General features: G+C 66.3%; 23 protein-coding genes and 1 tRNA gene. 13 read left to right on the forward strand and 11 right to left on the reverse strand.

Annotated features, from left to right (window positions below; all coding sequences use genetic code 11):
- Window positions 1-331: 331 nt before the first annotated feature.
- The 3 genes from BLS85_RS07755 to BLS85_RS07760 form a co-directional block, all read right to left on the reverse strand.
- Window positions 332-604, reverse strand: coding sequence for a hypothetical protein (locus BLS85_RS07755; protein WP_092784819.1), 273 nt, complete (start codon window positions 602-604; stop codon window positions 332-334).
- A 482-nt stretch (window positions 605-1,086) separates the two neighbouring features.
- Window positions 1,087-1,590 carry a hypothetical protein gene (locus tag BLS85_RS18660; RefSeq protein WP_143027128.1) on the reverse strand — a complete coding sequence of 168 codons (504 nt, stop codon included), beginning with the start codon at window positions 1,588-1,590 and terminating at the stop codon, window positions 1,087-1,089.
- Window positions 1,583-1,828, reverse strand: a complete 246-nt coding sequence (locus BLS85_RS07760; RefSeq protein ID WP_245699138.1) for a helix-turn-helix domain-containing protein — start codon at window positions 1,826-1,828, stop codon at window positions 1,583-1,585. The genes BLS85_RS18660 and BLS85_RS07760 overlap by 8 nt, the downstream gene beginning before the upstream one ends.
- 151 nt (window positions 1,829-1,979) lie before the next feature.
- On the opposite strand from BLS85_RS07760, the gene BLS85_RS07765 reads away from it, so the two are divergent.
- The 10 genes from BLS85_RS07765 to BLS85_RS19285 all read left to right on the forward strand — a co-directional run bounded on the left by BLS85_RS07765 (window position 1,980) and on the right by BLS85_RS19285 (window position 8,810).
- Window positions 1,980-2,381, forward strand: coding sequence for a hypothetical protein (locus BLS85_RS07765; protein ID WP_092784825.1), 402 nt, complete (start codon window positions 1,980-1,982; stop codon window positions 2,379-2,381).
- The gene (locus BLS85_RS18665; protein ID WP_143027129.1) at window positions 2,374-2,775 is read left to right on the forward strand and encodes a hypothetical protein; all 402 of its coding nucleotides are present in this window, start codon (window positions 2,374-2,376) and stop codon (window positions 2,773-2,775) included. The genes BLS85_RS07765 and BLS85_RS18665 overlap by 8 nt, the downstream gene beginning before the upstream one ends.
- Before the next feature lie 128 nt (window positions 2,776-2,903).
- On the forward strand, window positions 2,904-3,371 hold the full coding sequence (locus tag BLS85_RS07775) for a MerR family transcriptional regulator (protein ID WP_092784831.1): 468 nt from the start codon (window positions 2,904-2,906) through the stop codon (window positions 3,369-3,371).
- Between the two features lie 2 nt (window positions 3,372-3,373).
- Window positions 3,374-4,834 (forward strand): phage portal protein, encoded by a 1,461-nt coding sequence (locus tag BLS85_RS07780; RefSeq protein ID WP_092784834.1) that lies wholly within the window; start codon window positions 3,374-3,376, stop codon window positions 4,832-4,834.
- Window positions 4,824-4,979: a hypothetical protein gene (locus tag BLS85_RS19070; protein ID WP_176793492.1), complete on the forward strand. Its 156-nt coding sequence runs from the start codon at window positions 4,824-4,826 to the stop codon at window positions 4,977-4,979. The genes BLS85_RS07780 and BLS85_RS19070 overlap by 11 nt, the downstream gene beginning before the upstream one ends.
- The gene (locus BLS85_RS07785; protein ID WP_092784837.1) at window positions 4,969-6,816 is read left to right on the forward strand and encodes a prohead protease/major capsid protein fusion protein; all 1,848 of its coding nucleotides are present in this window, start codon (window positions 4,969-4,971) and stop codon (window positions 6,814-6,816) included. Before BLS85_RS19070 ends, BLS85_RS07785 begins: the two co-directional genes overlap by 11 nt.
- A 2-nt stretch (window positions 6,817-6,818) precedes the next feature.
- On the forward strand, window positions 6,819-7,034 hold the full coding sequence (locus BLS85_RS07790) for a phage head-tail joining protein (RefSeq protein WP_092784840.1): 216 nt from the start codon (window positions 6,819-6,821) through the stop codon (window positions 7,032-7,034).
- A gap of 2 nt (window positions 7,035-7,036) precedes the next feature.
- The gene (locus tag BLS85_RS07795; RefSeq protein WP_092784843.1) at window positions 7,037-7,387 is read left to right on the forward strand and encodes a DUF2190 family protein; all 351 of its coding nucleotides are present in this window, start codon (window positions 7,037-7,039) and stop codon (window positions 7,385-7,387) included.
- Between the two features lie 335 nt (window positions 7,388-7,722).
- The gene (locus BLS85_RS19280) at window positions 7,723-8,376 is read left to right on the forward strand and encodes a hypothetical protein (protein ID WP_218128345.1); all 654 of its coding nucleotides are present in this window, start codon (window positions 7,723-7,725) and stop codon (window positions 8,374-8,376) included.
- Window positions 8,328-8,810 carry a tyrosine-type recombinase/integrase gene (locus tag BLS85_RS19285; RefSeq protein ID WP_218128354.1) on the forward strand — a complete coding sequence of 161 codons (483 nt, stop codon included), beginning with the start codon at window positions 8,328-8,330 and terminating at the stop codon, window positions 8,808-8,810. Before BLS85_RS19280 ends, BLS85_RS19285 begins: the two co-directional genes overlap by 49 nt.
- 9 nt (window positions 8,811-8,819) lie before the next feature.
- Here the strand turns inward: BLS85_RS19285 and BLS85_RS07805 are convergent.
- The 5 genes from BLS85_RS07805 to BLS85_RS07825 form a co-directional block, all read right to left on the reverse strand.
- A tRNA-Gln gene (locus BLS85_RS07805) sits at window positions 8,820-8,893 on the reverse strand.
- 104 nt (window positions 8,894-8,997) lie between these two features.
- Window positions 8,998-11,403 (reverse strand): nitric oxide reductase activation protein NorD, encoded by a 2,406-nt coding sequence (locus BLS85_RS07810; protein WP_092784846.1) that lies wholly within the window; start codon window positions 11,401-11,403, stop codon window positions 8,998-9,000.
- Window positions 11,404-11,588: 185 nt separating this feature from the next.
- Window positions 11,589-12,401, reverse strand: a complete 813-nt coding sequence (locus BLS85_RS07815; protein ID WP_092784849.1) for a CbbQ/NirQ/NorQ/GpvN family protein — start codon at window positions 12,399-12,401, stop codon at window positions 11,589-11,591.
- A gap of 198 nt (window positions 12,402-12,599) precedes the next feature.
- Window positions 12,600-12,953: a ribulose bisphosphate carboxylase small subunit gene (locus tag BLS85_RS07820; RefSeq protein WP_092784852.1), complete on the reverse strand. Its 354-nt coding sequence runs from the start codon at window positions 12,951-12,953 to the stop codon at window positions 12,600-12,602.
- Window positions 12,954-13,004: 51 nt separating this feature from the next.
- Window positions 13,005-14,426 carry a form I ribulose bisphosphate carboxylase large subunit gene (locus BLS85_RS07825; protein WP_092784855.1) on the reverse strand — a complete coding sequence of 474 codons (1,422 nt, stop codon included), beginning with the start codon at window positions 14,424-14,426 and terminating at the stop codon, window positions 13,005-13,007.
- 390 nt (window positions 14,427-14,816) lie between these two features.
- Between BLS85_RS07825 and BLS85_RS07830 the strand changes: the two genes are divergently transcribed.
- On the forward strand, window positions 14,817-15,725 hold the full coding sequence (locus BLS85_RS07830; RefSeq protein WP_092784858.1) for a LysR family transcriptional regulator: 909 nt from the start codon (window positions 14,817-14,819) through the stop codon (window positions 15,723-15,725).
- A gap of 572 nt (window positions 15,726-16,297) precedes the next feature.
- The gene (locus tag BLS85_RS07835) at window positions 16,298-16,708 is read left to right on the forward strand and encodes a hypothetical protein (RefSeq protein ID WP_092784861.1); all 411 of its coding nucleotides are present in this window, start codon (window positions 16,298-16,300) and stop codon (window positions 16,706-16,708) included.
- Here the strand turns inward: BLS85_RS07835 and glnA are convergent.
- Both glnA and BLS85_RS07845 read right to left on the reverse strand, forming a co-directional pair.
- Window positions 16,705-18,114: a type I glutamate--ammonia ligase gene (gene glnA / locus BLS85_RS07840; protein ID WP_092784864.1), complete on the reverse strand. Its 1,410-nt coding sequence runs from the start codon at window positions 18,112-18,114 to the stop codon at window positions 16,705-16,707. The genes BLS85_RS07835 and glnA overlap by 4 nt on opposite strands.
- A gap of 97 nt (window positions 18,115-18,211) precedes the next feature.
- Window positions 18,212-18,550: a P-II family nitrogen regulator gene (locus tag BLS85_RS07845; protein ID WP_092784866.1), complete on the reverse strand. Its 339-nt coding sequence runs from the start codon at window positions 18,548-18,550 to the stop codon at window positions 18,212-18,214.
- A gap of 236 nt (window positions 18,551-18,786) precedes the next feature.
- Between BLS85_RS07845 and BLS85_RS07850 the strand changes: the two genes are divergently transcribed.
- Window positions 18,787-19,140: a hypothetical protein gene (locus BLS85_RS07850; RefSeq protein ID WP_092784869.1), complete on the forward strand. Its 354-nt coding sequence runs from the start codon at window positions 18,787-18,789 to the stop codon at window positions 19,138-19,140.
- Window positions 19,141-19,164: 24 nt separating this feature from the next.
- Here the strand turns inward: BLS85_RS07850 and BLS85_RS07855 are convergent, their stop codons facing one another.
- On the reverse strand, window positions 19,165-20,151 hold the full coding sequence (locus BLS85_RS07855; RefSeq protein WP_176793494.1) for an XdhC family protein: 987 nt from the start codon (window positions 20,149-20,151) through the stop codon (window positions 19,165-19,167).
- Window positions 20,152-20,204: the final 53 nt, after the last annotated feature.

Consider the following 20,204-nt stretch of genomic DNA (forward strand, 5'->3'; position numbering starts at 1 on the left):
CCTCGGCGCCCCTGTCGCCTCCCCCGTGCCGAACCTCGCCGAACTCGTCACAGCGCGCTGCCAAGCCTGACCGCCCGCACTTCTGCCCCGGTTACCTTCTACGGTTCGCGAAAGTCGCCCACCACGCCGTTCCCACTCTGGAATGACCCTATCCCCTTGATTCAGAACACGTTCCCCAATTCTGGGGACCGAGCGGATGGGGCTGGCAGCGGCGGGGGGGCACGCCGGAAGTCATTGAAAACCAATTCCCCAAAACGGGGGAATTGTTTTTAATCAATGCCTTACGTTCTTACACCGCTGGCGAAGGGCGTCCGCCACCCCCTCCGGTTCGTCAGTCCTGGGCATGAAGGTGGGCGGCGCCGATGGCCTGATACAACGCGAACAGAGCATCATGCGCCTGGGCCGCAAGCGCGAACCACTCGGGGTTCAGGGTGACGGCCGGGTGTTCCATCAGATGCCCGTCCACGGCTTCCATCAGAAACGACGCCATGTGCAAGGCTTCGTGACACCCGTAGCTTCCGGGCTGGACTCCCTTGGGGTCCAGGTCCTTCCCCATGTCCGCCAGATACTCCTGGCGCAAGGCTTCGGTTTCATCCGGATTCATGGCGTTCCCTTTTGCAATCGCGCGCCGTGGGGCGCCACAGGCTTCGAAGCGGTCGGCCCGGCCGCAATTCAGTCCCGCACCTGAGCCCTGGTCGCCGCGCGTCCGACACGCCGCATCCGCCTGGCGAACCGGCGCTTGATCGTCCGCACTTCCCCACGGCGCCACTGGATGAACCTGCGCCCCTTCCGGTTGAAGGCGTCGTACTCATCCTGACTCGTCGGGTCGCGATGCCCCATCATGGCTCAATCCCCCTTGCCACCTCACGATTGGGTCGCGCCCCACTTGGGGCACCTTTGTGTTCGCCAAATCGGGCGCGCTCAAATGCGTTTCGTCAACCCGACCGGTACGCGCCGTTCACGGTGGGGGTCCCCTTGCGCAACCGAACGCCCGGCCGCGCCGCCGTTAGGTGCGATGAACTCGACGCCGGCGGGCCAGTTTCGGGGCGCTGCTTACCCTGCCGGGTCAACGGGTTCTGTCAGAGTTTATGCACCAAAGGCTGATAGCGCCTTGAAGCATCCTGTGCAGAATAGAAGGTAGCTTGCGCACCCTGTTAATATGCCAAGGCCGTAGGTTAGGGCAACGCGTCCATTTAAACGTTCGTTTTCATTTTCAATCTGAGACTGTTCTTCTTTTATGACTTCGTCCGCGCTACCCGATATGATCCATCTCATCTTATTTGCCTCGTTATACTGCATTTGAGCGAGGCATTGGAAATTAATGTAGGCGATCAAAGCGCATAACGCGATAGATGCTAATCCAGCAACAAACCAGCTTAGGTCAATTTCAGTGCCTTTGTTGCCAAGGGCAGTCACAAAACCGGGAAAGGCAATTAGAGCGCCGCCATTCAACATAAAGGCCCATCTAACTGCAATTTGTGCGTACGAAATGCTGTGCCCCATGAACTCTTGCGCTCGCTGTTCATGCGGCGCAACCATTTTTTCATTCCACTCTAAATGAACATCGAGCGGGGTTTTGTTTTCAGTCATCCTTATTATCCCCTTTGAGGCTTAGCCGCACCCCCGGCCCGCCGCCGTTCTCAGGGATGAACACAACGCCAGCCGCTTCAAGAGCGGTGCGGATGGCGGCTTCGGTAGCTGCGCGGGTATCGTCGCCCCTCTCGAAGCGCGTGACCGTGTTGACGCCGACACCGGCCTTGGCGGCCAAATCCCGTGTCGTCCAATCGAGGGCCGCCCGCCCCATTCGAGATTGTCTGCCTGAAATCATAATGGTGACTTTATCACCGTTTTCGACTTGACACGCAAGCCTGCCCTGCCCAAGATCGGCTTATGGTGACAAAATCACCAAAGCGGCTGGCGGGGAAGGTGGAAGCTCCCGTCGCCAGCCTGACCGAAACCCCGTGACGGAGACACGAGGCATGGCTGATTCGAGACATACCACGCCGCCCCCGAGGGGCGCCACACACTCCCGCCGCGCCCTGTTGAAGACCGGCGCGCTTGCCGTCGGCGCCGCCGCTGTTCCCGCCGTTGCGCTGGCCGCGCCGTACTCGGACGCGGTCCCGCCCGACATGGACGGACTGGCCGTCATGCAGATCGAAGGCCGGCACATCCTGGTGGACCTGTTTCGCGCGCCGACACCCGGTGACAACGTGGTTGCCCTTGTGCCCACGCTGGGAACTCGGGACCGGTCTCTGCAAGTGTTCAAGGCGCAAGGCCGCTCTGTGGATTACGCCCTGCCCCATGGGTCCCGGACGGTCTGGCGGACGGATCGCTGGTACGAAGCCGTGGGCGTGATCGTTGAGGGGGTGCGCCATGCCTGACGCCATCCCACGCCGCACGGTCATCAAGGCGGTTGCTCTTGCGGGCGCCGCTGCATCGGTGCCCCTTGCCGTCCTCTCCCCCATACGCGCACCTGAACCGGACCCAACCCGGCACCACCTGGGCGGCTTTGCCGTCATGCAGATTGGCGGTCGTCGTCTGCTGGTGGACCTGATCCGGGCGCCCGAACCCGGCGATGAGGTTGTGGCGCTGACGCCGGTCCCGGCCGAGGCAACGCGCGCGCTGACGATCTTCCGCGCGGCCGATTTCCAACCGCCCCAGGCCGCTCCCATGAAGCGGCGGGTCTACTGGCATCGAACGGAGCCCACCGACGCCATGGTGGCGTGCGAGGCCATCGGCGTGGTGGTGATCCAGGGCGGCCCGGCCCCAGGCTGAGCGGCGCCGTTGTGGGCGCCGTGGCGGCCGGGTTCAGAAAACGTTCTCCCCATCCAACGAAAAAACTTATTGCATTCGCACTAGCTTTGCTCCTAACCTAGCGCAAGCGCAATAGGTGAGGCACTCCAATGACCGCAAAACCCTCATACCCCGCCATCGTGGTTTCCGCCGTTACGGGCATTCCCCGCAACACCCTCAATTCCTGGATTCACCGTGGGTGCATTCCCGGCACCTCTGAGACCGTCGCAGGCCGCGCCCGGACGTTCAGCTTTGCCGATATCGTCTCGCTCGCCTGTATTGCTGAACTGGTCAATTGTGGCGTCTCGATCCGGGTTGCGGCTGAAATCTTCAGTCGCCAGGACCTGCGGTCCTGGATCGACGTTCACCAGGAGTACGAAGAGGCGGGCCTTCCTGAAGAACCGTTTTACGTGTCCATCATCAAGGCGCGGGACACGGAAGGTCGGGACTACGTTGACTTCGCCCTGATGTACAACGCGGCTGAACTTCAGGCGGAGGTCGCGGCCCGCCGCCTGGCGGTGATCCTGGATGTTTCCGCGATCCGTCGCGAAACGGCCGAGAAGCTTCGGGGCGCCTGACCATGGCCGCGCCGCTTTCCCGCATCGTCCGGCGGCTGTTCCGCCGCTCGCTGGATGCCGGTGGGTCGGGCCGGCGCTGGTCCGGGGCGCCGGTGTCGGGTCGGTCCCTGACCAACGAGGTTATCGGCGCCGGCCGGACGATCCAGGCGCGGGCCGCGCACGTCGTGCGCAACAACGCCCATGCCGGCGCGGGTGTCCAGGGGCTCGTGTCCAACATCGTTGGGCCGGGCATCAAGCCGTCCTCGCAGCATCCCGACCCCGCCACGCGGGAGCGGATCAACGAGGTTGCCGGGGACCTGTTGGACCATCTGGACTATGACGGCCCGGGCGGGTTTTACGGTGCCCAGGCCATGGCGTGCGGTCAGATGGTCGAGGTCGGGGAGTGCTTCGGGCAGTTGTTCGAAGACTCCGACGAACCGGGACTGACGCGCCTTCGCCTGATCCACGCGGACCAAGTGCCCTATGAGTTCCCCATGATCGGCCCCGCTTCCCGCGTCCGCGCGGGTGTGGAACTGGACGACATGGGCCGGGTGCAGGCTTACCACGTCCTTCCCCGCCGTCCGGACGATCCGACCGCACCGTTCGTGAATGCCTTCACCCCGGTTCGGATCGACGCGCGGGACATGGTCCATCTGTTTCTGCCTCAAGAGCCCGGACAGTTGCGCGGCGTGTCCTGGTTCGCGCGAGTGCTGTTGAAGCTGCACGAGTTGGACCAGTTGGACGACGCCACCCTGGTGAGCGCCAAGGCCCGCGCCATGATCATGGGCGCGATCACTGACCCCGAGGGCAACGGGGGCGGCATGGACGGGACCCAGGACGGTGGTGTTCTGACCGCCGGCATGGAGCCGGGGAGCCTGCTGAACCTGCCCCCGGGCACGGGTGTGGACTGGTTCGACCCCAAGGCGTTCGAAGATTACGACGCCTTCACCAAGGCGCACCTGCGCGCGGTCGCGGCCGGGCTGGGCATCCCTTACGAGGTCCTGACCGGGGACCTGGCGGGCGTCAACTATTCGTCCATCCGCGCGGGTCTGGTCGAGTTCCGCAAGCGCCTGGAGCACTGGCAGCACAACGTCATGGTGCCCCGGTTCTGCCAACCGGTGTGGGACCGGGTTGTCTCGACGGCCGGCGCCGCTGGTTTGTTGCCGGGCTATGCCGACGATCCCGCCGCGTTCCATCGCGTCGAGTGGCTGCCCCCGCGTCAGGAATGGGTCGATCCCAAGAAGGACGCCGAGGCGGAAATCATCGCCATCCGGGCGGGCCTGAAGTCCCGGACCCAGGCCATCGCCGAACGCGGCTATGACGCCGAAAAGATCGACGCCGAGCTTGCGGCGGAGCGCGCACGCGAGGCCCGGCTTGGCCTGACGGTGGACACGAACCCGGCCGTGACGACCAAGGCGGGCCTGACCCCGACGCTCTTGACCGATGAGTCCCCAGCACCGGAGGCGACCGACTATGCGGCATGAACCCTGCTCTGAACGCGCCCGCGCCGCCAGTTGCGGGGACTTCGCCGCCTGGCTGGCTGAGCGTGAAGCCGAATTCGAACGCCTGCTTGAAGACCTGATGGACGATGAACCGGTTGCGCGGAAGGCCCCCGACGATGCCGCTTGATTCCACCGCGCTGCGCACCCGCGCCGCTCAACGGGCCGCGACCTTGGATCGTGAAGCCCGGACCGTGGAGGTCGTGGCCCTGTCCGGGCTGGCCCCTGTCACCCGTCCGGCACCGGCACCCGCGCACGACGTGCGCGGCCCGTGGATTGAGGAACTGGACGCGGCCGGCGCCGGCTATGTCACGGGCGCCCCGGTGCTCATGGACCACCGCAACGCCGTGGATGCCGTCGTTGGCACCGTCGAGGGCGCGCGGGTCGAGGGTGACCGGATCATCGCGACGGTGCGCTTCGATGCCTCCCCGGAGGCGGATCGCCTGATGGACAAGGTCCAGGCCGGTTCGGTGCGCGGCGTGTCGCTGGGCTACAGCGTCCAGGAGTGGAGGCGCGCGGGCGCCCGCGATGGGCTTCCCGTCTTCCGCGCCACGAAGTGGACGCCCCGAGAACTGTCTTTCACCCCGCTGGGGAGCGACCCCGGCGCCATCGTGCGAAAGGAGCACATCACCATGGCGGATCAGGCGCAGCCGACGCCGACCGGCGAGCCGAATACGGACGGCGCCGCGAGCATCGAGGATCGCGTTGGCGCTCTCGAAACCAATATGGAAGGCATGGCCGCCACCCTGGACGAAATCAAGGCGGCCGTGACCAAGGGCACGAACGACAACGACAGCCGGTCGGACACGGCCACGCGGTCCGTTGCCCCCGGGACGGTGAGCACGCGCGCCACCGTCATCAACAACCGGCCGGGCAGCGTGACGGGCGGCGCCGACTACACCGACCCGGCGGTGATCCGCCGCGCCATGGCGGACTCGCTGGCGGCGCACTTCACGCCCCTGGTGAAGCCGGAGGGCATGGCGGCGCAGTTCATGCGACATCGCGCCCTGGATTTTGTGGCGGAATTGGCGGCGGTCCGTGGCGAGCGCGTCAACGCCTTCGACCGTGAAGCGGTGTTCAACACCATCTTCACCCGCGCGCACACGACGTCGGACTTCCCGCTGCTGCTGGCGGACGCGGCCAACAAGGCGCTGCTGGCGCAGTATCAGGCGGCGGCGCCGACCTATCGCCAGTTGGCGGCCAAGAAGCCCATGAACGACTTCAAGGCCCACAAGTTCCTTCGCGTCGGGGACTTCCCGGACTTCCAGGAAGTGGCGGAAGGCGGCGCGCATGTGCGTGGTTCGATCAGCGAAACCCAGGAAACCGTGACGCCCAAGGAGTTCGCGACCGGGATCACCATCGGTCGGCGGGTCCTGATCAACGATGACCTTGGCGCCCTCGCGGACTTTTCCGCCCTTGTCGCCGTCCGCGCCGCCGCGTTCGAAAACAGCTTGGTCTATGCGCTGTTGGCCGGCAACGGCCCGACCATGAGCGATGGAGTCGCGCTGTTCCATGCGGGGTCCCACGGCAACAAGGCCGGCACGGGCGGGGCGATCAGCGTGACCACCGTTGGCGCGGCCGTGGCGGCGCTGCGCAAGATGACGGGCCTGGACGGCATGAAGCTGAACGTCCAGCCGAAGTTCCTGGTGTGCGGCCCCGATACCGAACTGACCGCGCGCCAGGTCCTGGCCGCCATCACTCCGACCAAGTCCGGGGATGTGAACCCGTGGGCCGGGCAGTTGGAGTTGGTGGTTGATGCCAACATCACCGGCAATCGGTGGCATGTGGCGGCCGATCCGATGCAGGTGCCGAGCCTCGTCTATGGCTACGTCCAGGGCGCCGAAGGCCCCCAGATTCACACCGAAATCGACTTCGACACGCGCGGCGTGCGCGTGCGCGCGGGCCTGGATTTTGGCTGCGGGGCCATCGACTACCGGGGCCTGTACCTGAACGAAGGGTCCGCCTGATCATGGCGGACCTGGCCACCCTGATCGCCCGCCGTGATGCCCTCGAAGGGCAGATGGCGGCGGGCGTTCTGACCGTCGAGCACGATGGGAAGCGGGTCACCTATCGCAACATGGCTGAAATGGAGGCCGCGCTCTCCCGTCTCAACCGGGCCATCGCGTCGGCTTCGGGGACGGCCCGTGTTTACACCGTGCGCATTTCGACCACGAAAGGACTCTGATCATGGCGAAGACCTTCCTGCAGGATGGTGACCGGGTCACCGTCGCGGCCCCGGCCGGGGGTGTATCCTCCGGCGACCTGGTCATTGTCGGTGCCATCGCGGGCGTGGTCCTGACCGATGCCGAGGCCACGGCCGACGTAGTGCTTCAGACGACGGGTGTCTGGACCCTGCCGAAGCTGTCCACGGCCGTCATCGGGCAGGGTGCCGCCGTGTCGTGGGATATCGACCCGGGGCAGGTGGTGTTGCCGGACTCCGGTCACTACCCCATCGGCACGGCGGTTCAGGCCGCCGGCAACGGCGCGGCCACCGTCGCGGTGCGCCTGGACGGCGTGGCGACGGCCGCCGCCGCGTGATCGTGATTGCCCACAGGCTTTGGCGCCGGACGACGGGTCGCGGCGCCCGGTCCAGTCGGCGGTGACCGCAACAACACCGACAGCCGGCGGCGGGGGTGGACTCCAGCCCGCGTGGTCGGCGCCAATCCTCCTGAGGTCCGGAGTTTCGACGATGCCGCGACAGTCCCCAGCGTTCACCCAGGCCGATGTTGCCCGCGCCATCAAGGGCGCCATGGCGGCCGGTCTGGAGGTGGCCCGGGTCGAGGTCATGCCGGATGGTCGGATCGTTTTGGCCACGCCGGTCGCGACGCCTGAACCGGCGAACGTGCTGGACCAGTGGATGCAGGAGCAGGGCAATGCGCGTTATGTTGAAGAATCTGCATTACACCGACAAGCGGTTGGCCGACGGGACCAAGCGGCGATACTACTACGCTTGGCGCGGCGGGCCTCGCCTAGAGGGAACGCCGGGGACGCCCGAATTCATGGCCGCCTATGAGAAGGCCGTCCGGGAGCGCGTTCAGCCGCCGCCCGGAACGATCCACTCCATTCTTCGTGCCTACCAGGACTCGGCCGATTTCGCTGGATTGGCTGACCGAACCCGCGCCGACTACGTCAAGCATATCCGGACCATCGAAGCGAAATTCGGCACGTTCCCGCTCGCGGCCCTGGCGGACCGCCGGTCACGCGCCGTCTTCCTGCAATGGCGCGATGAGCTGGCGAGCAAGTCCCGCCGCCAGGCTGACTACACGTTCACCGTTCTGGCGCGCGTCATCTCGTGGGCGCACCATCGGGCCCTGGTCCCGGCGAACCCGTTGGAGAAGGCGGGGCGAATCTACCGTGGGAGCCGGGCCGACAACATCTGGACCGACGATGACGTGGCGCGCCTGCTGGCCATAGCGGGGCCGGAGATGCGCCTTGCGTTCCTGATGGCCCTTCTCACACCGGCCAACGTCAAGGCGACCTGTTACGGCTTCCCTGGAGCGCCTACGACGGCGCCCGCATCCGCTTGAAGCAGAACAAGACGGGCGCGCGCGTGTCCATTCCCGCGACAGACACATTGAAGATAGCCCTGGACACGGCCCCGCGCCGCTCTCCGCTGATCCTGACGAACACGAAGGGGGTGCCCTGGACCGCCGCCGGCTTCTCGGCATCGTGGCGCAAACTGTGCGCGCGGGCGGGAATCGAGGGGCTGACGTTCAATGACCTGAGGGGAACCGCCGTGACGCGCCTTGCCCGGGCCGGGTGTGACCATGCCGAAATCAGTGCCATCACCGGGCACAAGATGGGCGACGTCGGGCGGGTTCTCGATCACCACTATGTTTCCCGGAATGCCCTATTGGCGGACGAGGCCATAGCCCGTCTGGGGGACACACCGGGAACGGATCTTTCAAACCGGCCCTCAAACCGGGCCGGAGTGTCCCCGACCCAGGAGGAAAAAGCCTAACAAAATCAATGGCTGGGGGACCTGGATTCGAACCAGGACTGACGGAGTCAGAGTCCGCTGTTCTACCGTTAAACTATCCCCCAGCAGGGACCCGTCGTTCGGCGGGACCGGGTGTGTACCACAGGTGCCCCGGCATGGGAAGGGGGTGATGCCCTGATCGTTCACCGGGCGGGGGACTGGGCGAGGCTCACCCCGTCAGGCTGGCGAACAGGGTCGGTAGCTTCTCCGGCAGGCGGCGGACGTGGTCCACCACCGTGTAGCGGTGTTCGCCGAAGATGCGCTTGACGTAGGCGTCGGCGTGGGGGTCCAGGGTCAGGCAGTAGGTCAGGATGCCCTGGGTGTGCAGTTCCTCCACCGCCTTGCGGGTGTCCTGGCGCAGGTGCGCCGGGTCGCGCTCGTCCACATCGGCCGGCGCGCCGTCGGTGACCAGCAGCAGCAGCTTTCGCCGCTCCGGGCGCTTCAGCAGGTGAGCGGCGGCGTGGCGCATGGCGGCGCCCATGCGGGTGGACAGGCCGCCCCGCATGCCGGCCAGCCGGGCCTTTGCCGGATCGTCGAAACCCTGGCTGAAGTCCTTGAAGCGGACGTATTGCACGTCGTGCCGACTGTCGGACGAAAAGCCGTGGATGGCGAACGGGTCGCCGATGCCCTGGATGGCCGTGGCCACCAGGGCGGTGGCCTCGCGCGTCAGGTCCAGCACCGTGCGCGGCCTGCCGGGGACGATGCCCTCCGGCGCCGCCTCGGCCTCGTCATCGTTGGCCGCGCGCTCCTCCACCTCCGGCAGCAGGTCGTTGGTGGATTCCGACAGGTCGAGCAGCAGCACCACCGCCAGATCACGGCGGTTGATGACGTTGCGCAGGGTGATGCGCGGGTCGGGCTGGCGGCCGGCGCGGATGTCCACCATGGCGTCCACGGCGGCGTTGATGTCGACCTCGTCGCCGTCCTCCAGGTTGCGCAGGCGCTGCACCCCCTGCGGCTGCAGGGTGTCGATGATGCGGCGGATGGTGTGGGTGATGGGGCGGTGGGCCTCCAGGATGCCGTCGATGTCGCTGGCCCGCCCGCGCGGCTGGCGCCGTTCGTACACCGTGGTCCAGTCCGGCCGGTACAACTGCACCTGATGGTCCCACTCATGGTAATGGAAGGGGACGGAGATCGGCTCCTTGCCCTCCAGTTCGTTGATGGTGCAGGCCTCCTGGTCGAGCCAGAACGGCGTTTCCAGGCGCCAGATCTCCTGGGCGTCGTCGCCAGCCAGCTCGCAGTCCAGTTCGTTGACCATCTCCATGACGCTGACCGTGCGGCGCACCTGCCGCTGGCTGGCGGGGACGTAGTCCAACGCGTCCTCGGCCAGCACCGGCTCGAAGGACCAGAGGATGCGGTTGTCGTCGCGGTGCGGCAGGCGGATGGATTCCAGCACCCGCAGGCTGGGCATGGCCTTGCGTGCGGTCAGGCGGGCGAACAGGTCGCGGCCCAAATCGCGGGCGAACAGGGGATTGCCCTGGTTCTCGGCCACGTCGGCATGGAACGCGGCGGCGACGGCGTCCAGGTCCGCGTCGTCGGTGCGCACATCCGGGTCGAGCAGCGCCAGCGCCAGACGCTCCAGCAGCACCACGGTGGGATGCTCCACCGCCGCCGGATCGTGCGGCAGCGACAGCAGGCGGCGCCACAGGTCTCGCAGGCCGGGAAAGGCCGTGACGGCCCTGTATTCGACGCGGGCGTCCTCCAGCAACCCGACCAGGAACTTTTCCGCCGGCGCCATGTCGCCGGCCGGCATGGCCGCCGTCATGCCGGTCAGGTGCGCCGCCATGTGCGCGGTCATGGCCTTGTAAAGGTCGAAGCCGGACACCGCCGCCTCGCCCGCGCCGACGCCGTCCACGGCGTCCGGCACATGGACCACGTTGCGGTCCACATAGGGGCGGAAGCCATCATCGTCGGCGCCGGTGGGCCGCAGGAAGAAGTCCCGCCCCCAAAGTGCCCGGAGGTAAAAGTTCAGCCGCCGCTGGCTGTCCACGAACAGGGTGCCGCGCCGTTGCTGTTGCAGCATGGCCTGAGCGTCCTGGCTCTTCAGGCCGAAGTAGCGGACCAAGTTGTCGTGGTCGCGCCGGTACGCCTCGATGCCGAAGTCGGCCCAGCGACGCAGCCCGGACAACGTGAGTTTGGACAGCAACTCGTCGATGTTCTGCAACATGGGGCGCAGGCCGCGCGCCGCCCGCGCCGACATCTGGTGAATCAGCGTCAGGTAGCCGCGCAGAAGCTCCGGGTCGCCGAGCCGGCGGGCGGCCGTGGGCAGGCTGGCCAGCAGCAGGGCGATGACCGCGCCGGAGGTCATGGACGAGAGTTGCAGCGCGGCCGAGACGCAGTCGTCGATGACGTCCTCGCCGCACTCGCGCACCACCTGGGGCATTTCCTCCAGATAGGCGCGCAGCGGGTCCAGCCCGCGTCCCAGGTTGCCCAGGGCCTGGGCGCCGTCCGCGTACGCCTGCAACCCGGCCGGCGACATGACCCGGGTCGCCTCCTGCCACGCGGGACCCAGCGTGTCGCGCAGGTCGGGGTGGCGGTCCAGCAATTCGCCCAGGTGTTGTTCCAGATCGACGGTCATGTGTTGGCCCCTTTTCCGGATCGGCCCGGCTCGGTCGCGCCGGTCGGGCAGTCCCACTTGAGCCGTCATTGCGAGCCCCCGTCTCTTGACGGGGGCGAAGCAATCCAGGGCGGAATAAGGTGGGCCTGGCCCTGGATTGCTTCGTCGCTGCGCTCCTCGCAATGACGCGGCGTGTGACCGATACCCTAACTTGTGAAGAACGTCGCCACGGCGGCTTCAAGGGTCTCGCGCATGTCCGGATCGTCGGTCAGCGGCGTGACCAGCGTCATCTGACAGGCGTGGGCGGGATCGATGCCCTCGGCGATCATCTGCCCGGCGTACACCAGCAGGCGGGTCGAGATGCCCTCGTCCAGGCCGTGGCCGCGCAGATTGCGCGCGCGGTGGGCGATCTGGACCAGCTTTTCGGCCACCTTCAGGTCGCAGCCGGTTTCCCGGGCGATGATCTCGGCCTCGACGCCGGCGTCGGGGTAGTCGAAAGACAGGGCGCCGAAGCGTTGCTTGGTGGACTGCTTGAGGTCCTTCATCAGGCTCTGATAGCCCGGGTTGTAGGAAATCACGAGCTGGAAGTCATCGTGGGCGTGCAGCAGCTCGCCCTTCTTGTCCAGCGGCAGGACGCGGCGGTGGTCGGTCAGCGGGTGGATGACGACGACCGTGTCCTGGCGGGCCTCCACCACCTCGTCCAGGTAGCAGATGGCGCCGATGCGCGCGGCCACGGTCAGGGGGCCGTCGTGCCACTTGGTGCCCTCGCGGTCGAGCAGATAGCGGCCGACAAGGTCGGAGGCGGTCATGTCCTCGTTACAGGCCACGGTGATCAGCGGCCGGCCCAGCGTGTAGGCCATGTGCTCCACGAAGCGGGTTTTGCCGCAGCCGGTCGGCCCCTTGAGCATGACCGGCATGCGCCGGGCATGGGCGGCACGGAACAGTTCCACCTCGGAGCCGACGGCCCGGTAGTACGGCTCGGCCTCGATGCGGTATTGGGCGGCGATGTCTTCGGACATAACGGTCTGCTCCCGCTGAATCGCGTGGCTGTCGCTCGGAAAACACCGTCATTGCGAGCCCCGCCGTTTTCGCATGGCGAAATGGGCGGGGCGAAGCAATCCAGGGCGGGGAACGCCGAGCTTCGCCCTGGATTGCTTCGTCGCTACGCTCCTCGCAATGACGGGGTCGTGATTGACGGGTCGAACCGTCGAACAGCCTCAGCTGGCCTCGGCCCGGTGCACCAGCATGTTGGCACCCTGGGTCTGCTTGATGTTGTCGTAGCCGACCAGGCGCACGTGGTGGCCGGGGTTGGCGGACTTGCACTCCTCGATCTCGGCCAGGATGGCGTCCACATCGCTTTCGCCGAACATGGGCAGCTTCCACATGTACCAGTAGTTGCTGCTGGCGAAGTCCGGCTCGGTGTGCTCGATGGCCGGGTTCCAGCCCTTGGAGACGATGTATTCGATCTGCTTGCGGATCTGCTCCGGGGTCATCTGCGGCAGATACGAGAAGGTGCCCAGCTTGCGGCTGTTCGGGTTCGACAGGCGCGAGGGATAGTCCTGCATGGTCATGGTCGTGATCCTTTGATCCGGCAATGGGTCTGGGAAAGGAGGGGGCGCGCCTTAGCGGTGCGCCGTGTCGAGTTTGTCGACGGTGTCGAACTCGAACTTGATCTCCTTCCAGGTCTCCATGGCGATCTTCAGTTCCGGGCTGGACTTGGCGGCCTCGGTGAGGATGTCCTTGCCTTCCTTCTCCAGCACGCGGCCCTCGTTGCGGGCCTGGGTGCAGGCCTCTAGCGCCACGCGGTTGGCGCAGGCGCCAGCGGCGTTGCCCCAGGGGTGGCCGATGGTGCCGCCGCCGAACTGCAGGACCGACTCATCGCCAAAGATCGAGACCAGCGCTGGCATGTGCCAGACGTGGATGCCGCCGGACGCCACCGGGAAGACGCTGGGCATCTGGCCCCAGTCCTGATCGAAGAAGATGCCGCGCGACCGGTCTTCCTTGACGTAACGCTCGCGCATCAGGTCGATCCAGCCCAGGGTCGCGGCGCGGTCGCCCTCCAGCTTGCCGACGACGGTGCCGGAGTGCAGGTGGTCGCCGCCCAGCAGGCGCAGCATCTTGGCCAGAACACGGAAGTTGATGCCGTGCTTGGGGTTGCGGTCGATCACGCCGTGCATGGCGCGGTGGACGTGCAGCAGCATGCCGTTGTCGCGGCACCAGCGCGACAGGCTGGAATGCGCCGCCCAGCCCAGGGTCAGGTAGTCGCTCATGATGATCGGCGTGCCGATCTCCTTGGCGAACTCGGCGCGCTTGTACATCTCCTCGACGTTGGGCGCGGTCACGTTCAGGTAGTGGCCCTTGCGCTCGCCGGTCTCGGCCTCGGCCTTCTCGATGGCCTCTTGGCAGAACTCGAAGCGGTCGCGCCAGCGCATGAACGGCTGGCTGTTGACGTTCTCGTCGTCCTTGGTGAAGTCCAGGCCGCCGCGCAGGCACTCGTAAACGGCACGGCCGTAGTTCTTGGCCGACAGGCCCAGCTTCGGCTTGATGGTGCAGCCCAGCAGCGCGCGACCGTACTTGTCCATCTTGTCGCGCTCGACCTGGATGCCGTGCGGCGGGCCGTCGCAGGTGGTGACGAACCACAGCGGGAAGCGCACGTCCTCCAGGCGCAGGAAGCGCACCGCCTTGAAGCCGAACACGTTGCCCACCAGCGAGGTGAACACGTTGACGACCGAGCCTTCCTCGAACAGGCCCATCGGATAGGCGATGAAGGCATAGAAGGCCTCGTCGTCGCCGGGTACGTCCTCGATGGCGTAGGCGCGGCCCTTGTAGTAGTCCAGGTCGGTCAGCAGGTCGGTCCACACCGTGGTCCAGGTGGCGGTGGACGATTCCGCGCACACGGCCGCCGCCGCTTCCTCGCGGGGCACGCCTTCCTGCGGCACGACCTTGAAGACCGCCAGAAAATCACTTTCGCGAGGCGTGTAGTTGGGATCCCAATATGTCTCCCGGTATTCCTTCACGCCCGCCTTGTACGTCTTGCCAGCCATCCGCCTGGTCCTCCCTCGGAAGTGTGTCTGTGCGGACCGCCCCGCCGTCGCCTGCCCGGGAGGCGATCGATCCGATGGACGGCACCATAGCGGCCCCGATCATAATAATTAAGTTTATTCTCCTTATGCGTTCCATATACATATGTTTATGGAAGAGGCGAGCGGCCATGCGATTCATCTGACCGGCGCGCCGGGTGGTGCCATTGCTGGAACCTGGGCCGTGGGCGGCTTCATACTGCGTCATTGCGAGCCCGTATCATTCAATGCGGGCGAAGCAATCCAGAGCGGACAACACCGATCTTCGCCCTGGATTGCTTCGTCGCTTCGCTCCTCGCAATGACGTGGCATGGCCGGAATGGCCTCGGGACATCATCATGGAAACGCGGTGAAATGCACACGACCCTTCAGCAGATGCGCCTGTACGAGGCCGTCGCCCGCCACGGCAGCTTCACCCGCGCCGCCCAGGAGGTGAACCTGAGCCAGCCGGCGGTGTCCATCCAGGTCAAGCGTCTGGAGGAACAGGTCGGCATGCCACTGTTCGACAGCATCGGCCGTACCCTGGTGCCGACCCCGGCCGGCGAGGAACTGCTGGCCGCCAGCCGGGACATCCTGGGCCGGCTGGAGGCGCTGGACGTCGCCCTGGACGACCTGCGCGGCGACATGGCGGGCCCCCTGCGGGTGGCGGCGGTGACCACGGCCAAGTACTTCATGCCGCACCTGATGGGAGCGTTCGTACGCCGCCATCCCAAGGTGCGGCCGGTGCTCAGCGTCATCAACCGCGCCAATCTGCTGGAACGTCTCGCCGGCCATCAGGACGACCTGTTCATCACCGGGCGCATCCCCGGGGGGCTGCCGGTCAAGGCGGTGCCGTTCCTGGACAACGTCATCCTGCCCATCGCCGCGCCGGACCATCCCCTGGCCGGACGCGGCCCCATCCCGCTGACCGATCTCGCCGAGCAGCGCATCCTGAAGCGCGAACTCGGCTCCGGCACGCGCAGTGCCGTGGAGCAGGCGTTTGAAGAGGCCGGGCTGACGGTGGCGCCGTTCATGGAACTGGGCTCCGACGAGGCCATCAAGCAGGCGGTGCAGGCCGGTTTGGGCATCGGCTTCCTGTCGTCCTACTGCCTGGGGCCGGAGTTGCAGACCGGACGCTTGGTGGCGCTGGACGTGGAGGGCTTTCCCTTGACCCGCCAGTGGTACGCCGTCCAGCGGGCGAACAGGCCCCTGTCGCGGGCCGCCGAGGCGTTTCTGGCCTTCATGAAGGATGAGGCCACCGTGCAGGCCGCGATGTTGCGCTAAGTCCACCGTACCTGTTGCATCGGCGCACCCGGACCCGAAAGAAGCCAGCCTTTCAAGGGGTGGAAAGCGGACTATTCCGTTTCATTTCTCGAGGTGCGATATAAGGTTGCAGGATCGCCTGGGGCTGTTCATCCACGTTGCGCACAGCGCGGTGAAACGGTGGCGTGGCGGGACATAACCCCCCGTTGCGCCATGTTTGTTTCCTTTGTCGGGCGAAGTTTTCTGAGTTTTCCGCGCATCCCCGGGTCTGCCCAAAAAACCGGCAGTTTGAACAAAACGCTTGGTTCCCCACGATTCGTGCTCTTCGGACCACGCTCTTTTCACAGCCTTATCCACAGGGTTCGTGGATAGAGTCGGGCCGATCCGTCCGTTTCCCTTGCGGCAAGGCCCCACTGCCCCGCGGAGTGTTGCGAGTCCGCCGCTCCTTCCTTGGTAGGAAGGGTATCGGAAGACGCGCCGCACTTCCGCGCCAATCAACCAGGGCGCGCCTGCCGTGGACCGTCGTCTTGCATCATTTCGCCCCCGTGGTGAGCCTGTTTTTTCAGGGCTGTGCCCGGAAGGGGAACCAGGGCATGACGTTCAACGACCTCTGCATCAAGCTGTTCGGCCGGCCGTGGTCGGATGGCCGCAAGAGCGCCAACCCGACCATCGGGTCCGGGGGGGCGCTGGTCTTCATTCTCGGCGCGTTGATGATGGTGCCCGGCGTCGGCTCGGCGGTGACGGTGCGGCATCTGCCCATCTGGCCGGAGAGGCTCAACAAATACGGGCGCCATCACTATACCCATGGGGGGGTCTGGCTGTTCACGGCCCTCTTCGTCCCTCTGTTCTGGATGTGGGTCAGGGTGATCGTTACCACGGCCCGCCTGAGCCCGCAGGCGAACCGCCAAGAAGAGCAAACAAAAGCCCCCGGCGCGCAAACGCCGGGGGCTTTTGGAACGGACGGACGAGCCGGGGCGGCCCGCCCCGTCCCCAGGAGGCCTTAGACCGAGTAGTACATCTGGTATTCGACCGGGTGCGGGGTGTGCTCGAAGGCGTACACCTCTTCCCACTTCAGTTCCAGATAGCCGTCGATCATGTCGTCGGTCATCACGTCGCCCTTCTTGAGGAAGTCGCGGTCGGCGTCCAGCGACTCCAGGGCCTCGCGCAGGCTGCCGCAGACCGTCGGCACGCCGGCCAGTTCTTCCGGCGGCAGGTCGTACAGGTTCTTGTCCATCGGGTCGCCCGGATGGATCTTGTTCTCGATGCCGTCCAGACCGGCCATCATCATGGCGGTGAAGGCCAGATAGGGGTTGGCGGACGGATCCGGGAAGCGGACCTCGACGCGCTTGCCCTTCGGGCTGGAGACGTACGGGATACGGCAGGAAGCGGAGCGGTTGCGGGCCGAGTAGGCCAGCAGCACCGGGGCCTCGAAGCCCGGGATCAGGCGCTTGTAGCTGTTGGTGCTGGGGTTGGTAAAGGCGTTGATGGCGCGGGCGTGCTTGATGATGCCGCCGATGTAGTACAGCGCGGTGTCCGACAGGTCGGCATAGCCCGAACCGGCGAACAGCGGCTTGCCGTCCTTCCAGATCGACTGGTGCGTGTGCATGCCCGAGCCGTTGTCGCCCATGACCGGCTTCGGCATGAAGGTCGCGGTTTGGCCGTAGGCGGCGGCGACCTGATGGACCACGTACTTGTAGATCTGCATCGCGTCGGCGGCCTGGATCAGGGTGCCGAACTTCAGGCCCAACTCGTGCTGGGACGGCGCCACCTCGTGGTGGTGCTTTTCCATCTCCAGGCCCATTTCGCACATCACGGTGACCATCTCGGCGCGCAGGTCCTGGGCGCTGTCCACCGGCGGCACCGGGAAGTAGCCGCCCTTGACCGACGGACGGTGACCGAAGTTGCCCTCCGGCAGGTCCTTGCCGGTCACGTAGGGGCCTTCCTCCGAGTCGATCTCGAAGCCGATCTTGTTCATGTCGACCTGATACTTGACATCGTCGAACACGAAGAACTCGGCTTCGGGTCCGAAGAACGCGGTATCGCCGATGCCGGCCGACTGCATGTAGGCCAGCGCCTTTTTGGCCACCGAGCGCGGATCACGATCATAGGGCTGGCCGGTTGAGGGCTCCAGCACGTCGCAGAACAGCACCAGCAGGGGCTGGGCGGCGAATGGGTCCATCACGGCCGTGGACAGATCCGGCTTCAGGATCATGTCGGACTCGTTGATGGTCTTCCAGCCCGCGATCGAGGAGCCGTCGAACATGATGCCCTCGGTCAGCGTGTCCTCGTCGATGGTGGACACATGCTGGGCGGTGTGCTGCCACTTGCCCTTGGGGTCAGTGAAGCGGAAATCGACGAACTTGACGTCGTTTTCCTTAATCATTTCCAGAATGGTGCTGACGTCCGACATGACCGTTCGTTCCCTTGTCCTTGGCTGTACTTACAGTGCCTGGTGGTGAGCCTGTGTCCAAGCCGGCGAGGCGCCGGCCCACGCGCGCTGGGCGCGTTTAGATGGCGTCGCCGCCACGTTCGCCGGTGCGGATGCGGATGGCCTCCTCGACCGCCGAAATGAAAATTTTGCCGTCGCCGATGCGGCCCGTCTGCGCGGCCTGCTGGATGGCCTCGACTGCCGGTTCGACCTGCGGATCGTCCAGGACCACCTCGATCTTCACCTTGGGCAGGAAGTCGACGACGTACTCGGCGCCCCGATACAGCTCCGTATGCCCCTTCTGGCGGCCGAAGCCCTTGGCCTCGGTTACGGTGATGCCCTGCAGGCCGATGTCGTGAAGGGCTTCCTTCACCTCGTCCAGCTTGAAGGGTTTGATGATGGCCTCGATCTTTTTCATGGAGTCCGACCCTCTCCGCCCCAGATTGTCCGCAGTGTGAACACGCGGGTCTCCTATCACGCCGCGTGCCAACCGGGAAGCCCCGGCAAAAACGCGGGTTTTGCGGGGGCGCGCGGTCCCTTTGAGGCCCGGTACGGCGTGCCGCCTGCCCAACGGCCTTGCAGAGCGCCTAAATCATAGGCACAAACGGACGCGCGTCCCGCGCCAAGACGTCATCATCACCGCCGGAGCCGCTTATGTCGCTGACCCACGCCTTCGCGGCCCTGTATGCCGCCCTGGAAATCCTCGCCGCGATGGACGCGGATCTCAGCCACCGCCTGAGCGTGGTCTACCGCCGCTGTCTGCGCTCGCTGGACATTGACACCATCGAGCCGGCGACCCTGCGCGATCAGATCCGCGCCGTGCGGGACCGTTTGGCCGAGCACGATCCGGACGGTGCGGCCGGGGCTATTGCGACGCGGGTCTCGCGCCTCGACGGGATGTCGAGCCAGGACATGGAGGATCTGGCCCGCCAGATCGTTGATCTTTACATGGACCTGCTGCTGGGCGGCCGGTCGGGCGCGGACACCCGGGGCGTGCGGTCGGCCTGACGCCAGCCGTTCACCCCCCAGCTTTTACCACATGGACTCGGCGTGGGCCTCAACCGACGGCCGGCGTGCGCGATAGGCGCGGATCACCCCGGCAAGGATCGAGGTGGCGATCTCCGCCGGGGTGGCGGCGTGGATCGGCACCCCCGCCGGACCCTCGATTCGGGCCAGCGCGGCCTCGTCCAGGCCGTCCTCGCGCAGGTCCGCGAGCCGGGCGGTGTGGGCGGTGCGGCTGCCCAGCGCACCGATGAAGAACGCGGGGGAGGCGAGGGCACGATGCAGCATCGGCCGCTCAGCCTCGTGGTCGTGAAACAGGGAGACGACGGCTGTGGACGGATCGATCTCCACCGACGCGACCGTGGCGCGGGTGAGGCGAAGCATCTCCGCGCCCCGGCCGATGCTGGAGGGTGGATCGTCCGTCAGGACCACCACTTCGTATCCGTTCAACGTCGCCATGTGCGCGCACGGTGCCACGATGGGACCGCGACCGGCCAGCACCAAGCGGGGCGTCGGTCGGTACAGTCGGCGGAACGTCGTTGTGTCCCACCACGCCAGTTCGGTCGTCGCGAAGATCGCGTCGTCGCCACGGCCGGGTTCCTCAAGGTGGCTGCCGCCTCCCTCCGTGTCGGTGACAAGCACCACCGGGCACCGGGCGTCCATGGCCCCGGCCACCTGGGCCAGCGCTTTATTGGTGACGGTGACGTCGACGTATACGTCAACGGCGCCGCCACAGGGCAGGCGCAGATCGACATATCGCGAGCCCTCGCCGAACCGGACCATGCGGTTGCGGCCCTTGGCCATGGCGGCCCGGGCCTCGGCGGCGATGCCCGCCTCGACGCAGCCGCCGGAGATGAGGCCCGCCACCTGTCCGTCCGTCGCGACGGCGAGCTGGCTGCCGAGCGGTCTCGGCCCGGACGCGCTCTTACGCACCAGGGTGACCAGCGCTCCGGCGCCTTCGGCGTGGCGCCACGCCAGCAGATCGGGAAGGACGTTTTCAGTGAAATTCTCTGTCATGATCGGGGATTGCCCTGCGAGGTCTCGATTGACAGCGAAGACGGCGCGTCCGT

Source organism: Rhodospira trueperi, assembly GCF_900101965.1.
In the GTDB taxonomy this organism is placed as follows: domain Bacteria; phylum Pseudomonadota; class Alphaproteobacteria; order Rhodospirillales; family Rhodospirillaceae; genus Rhodospira; species Rhodospira trueperi.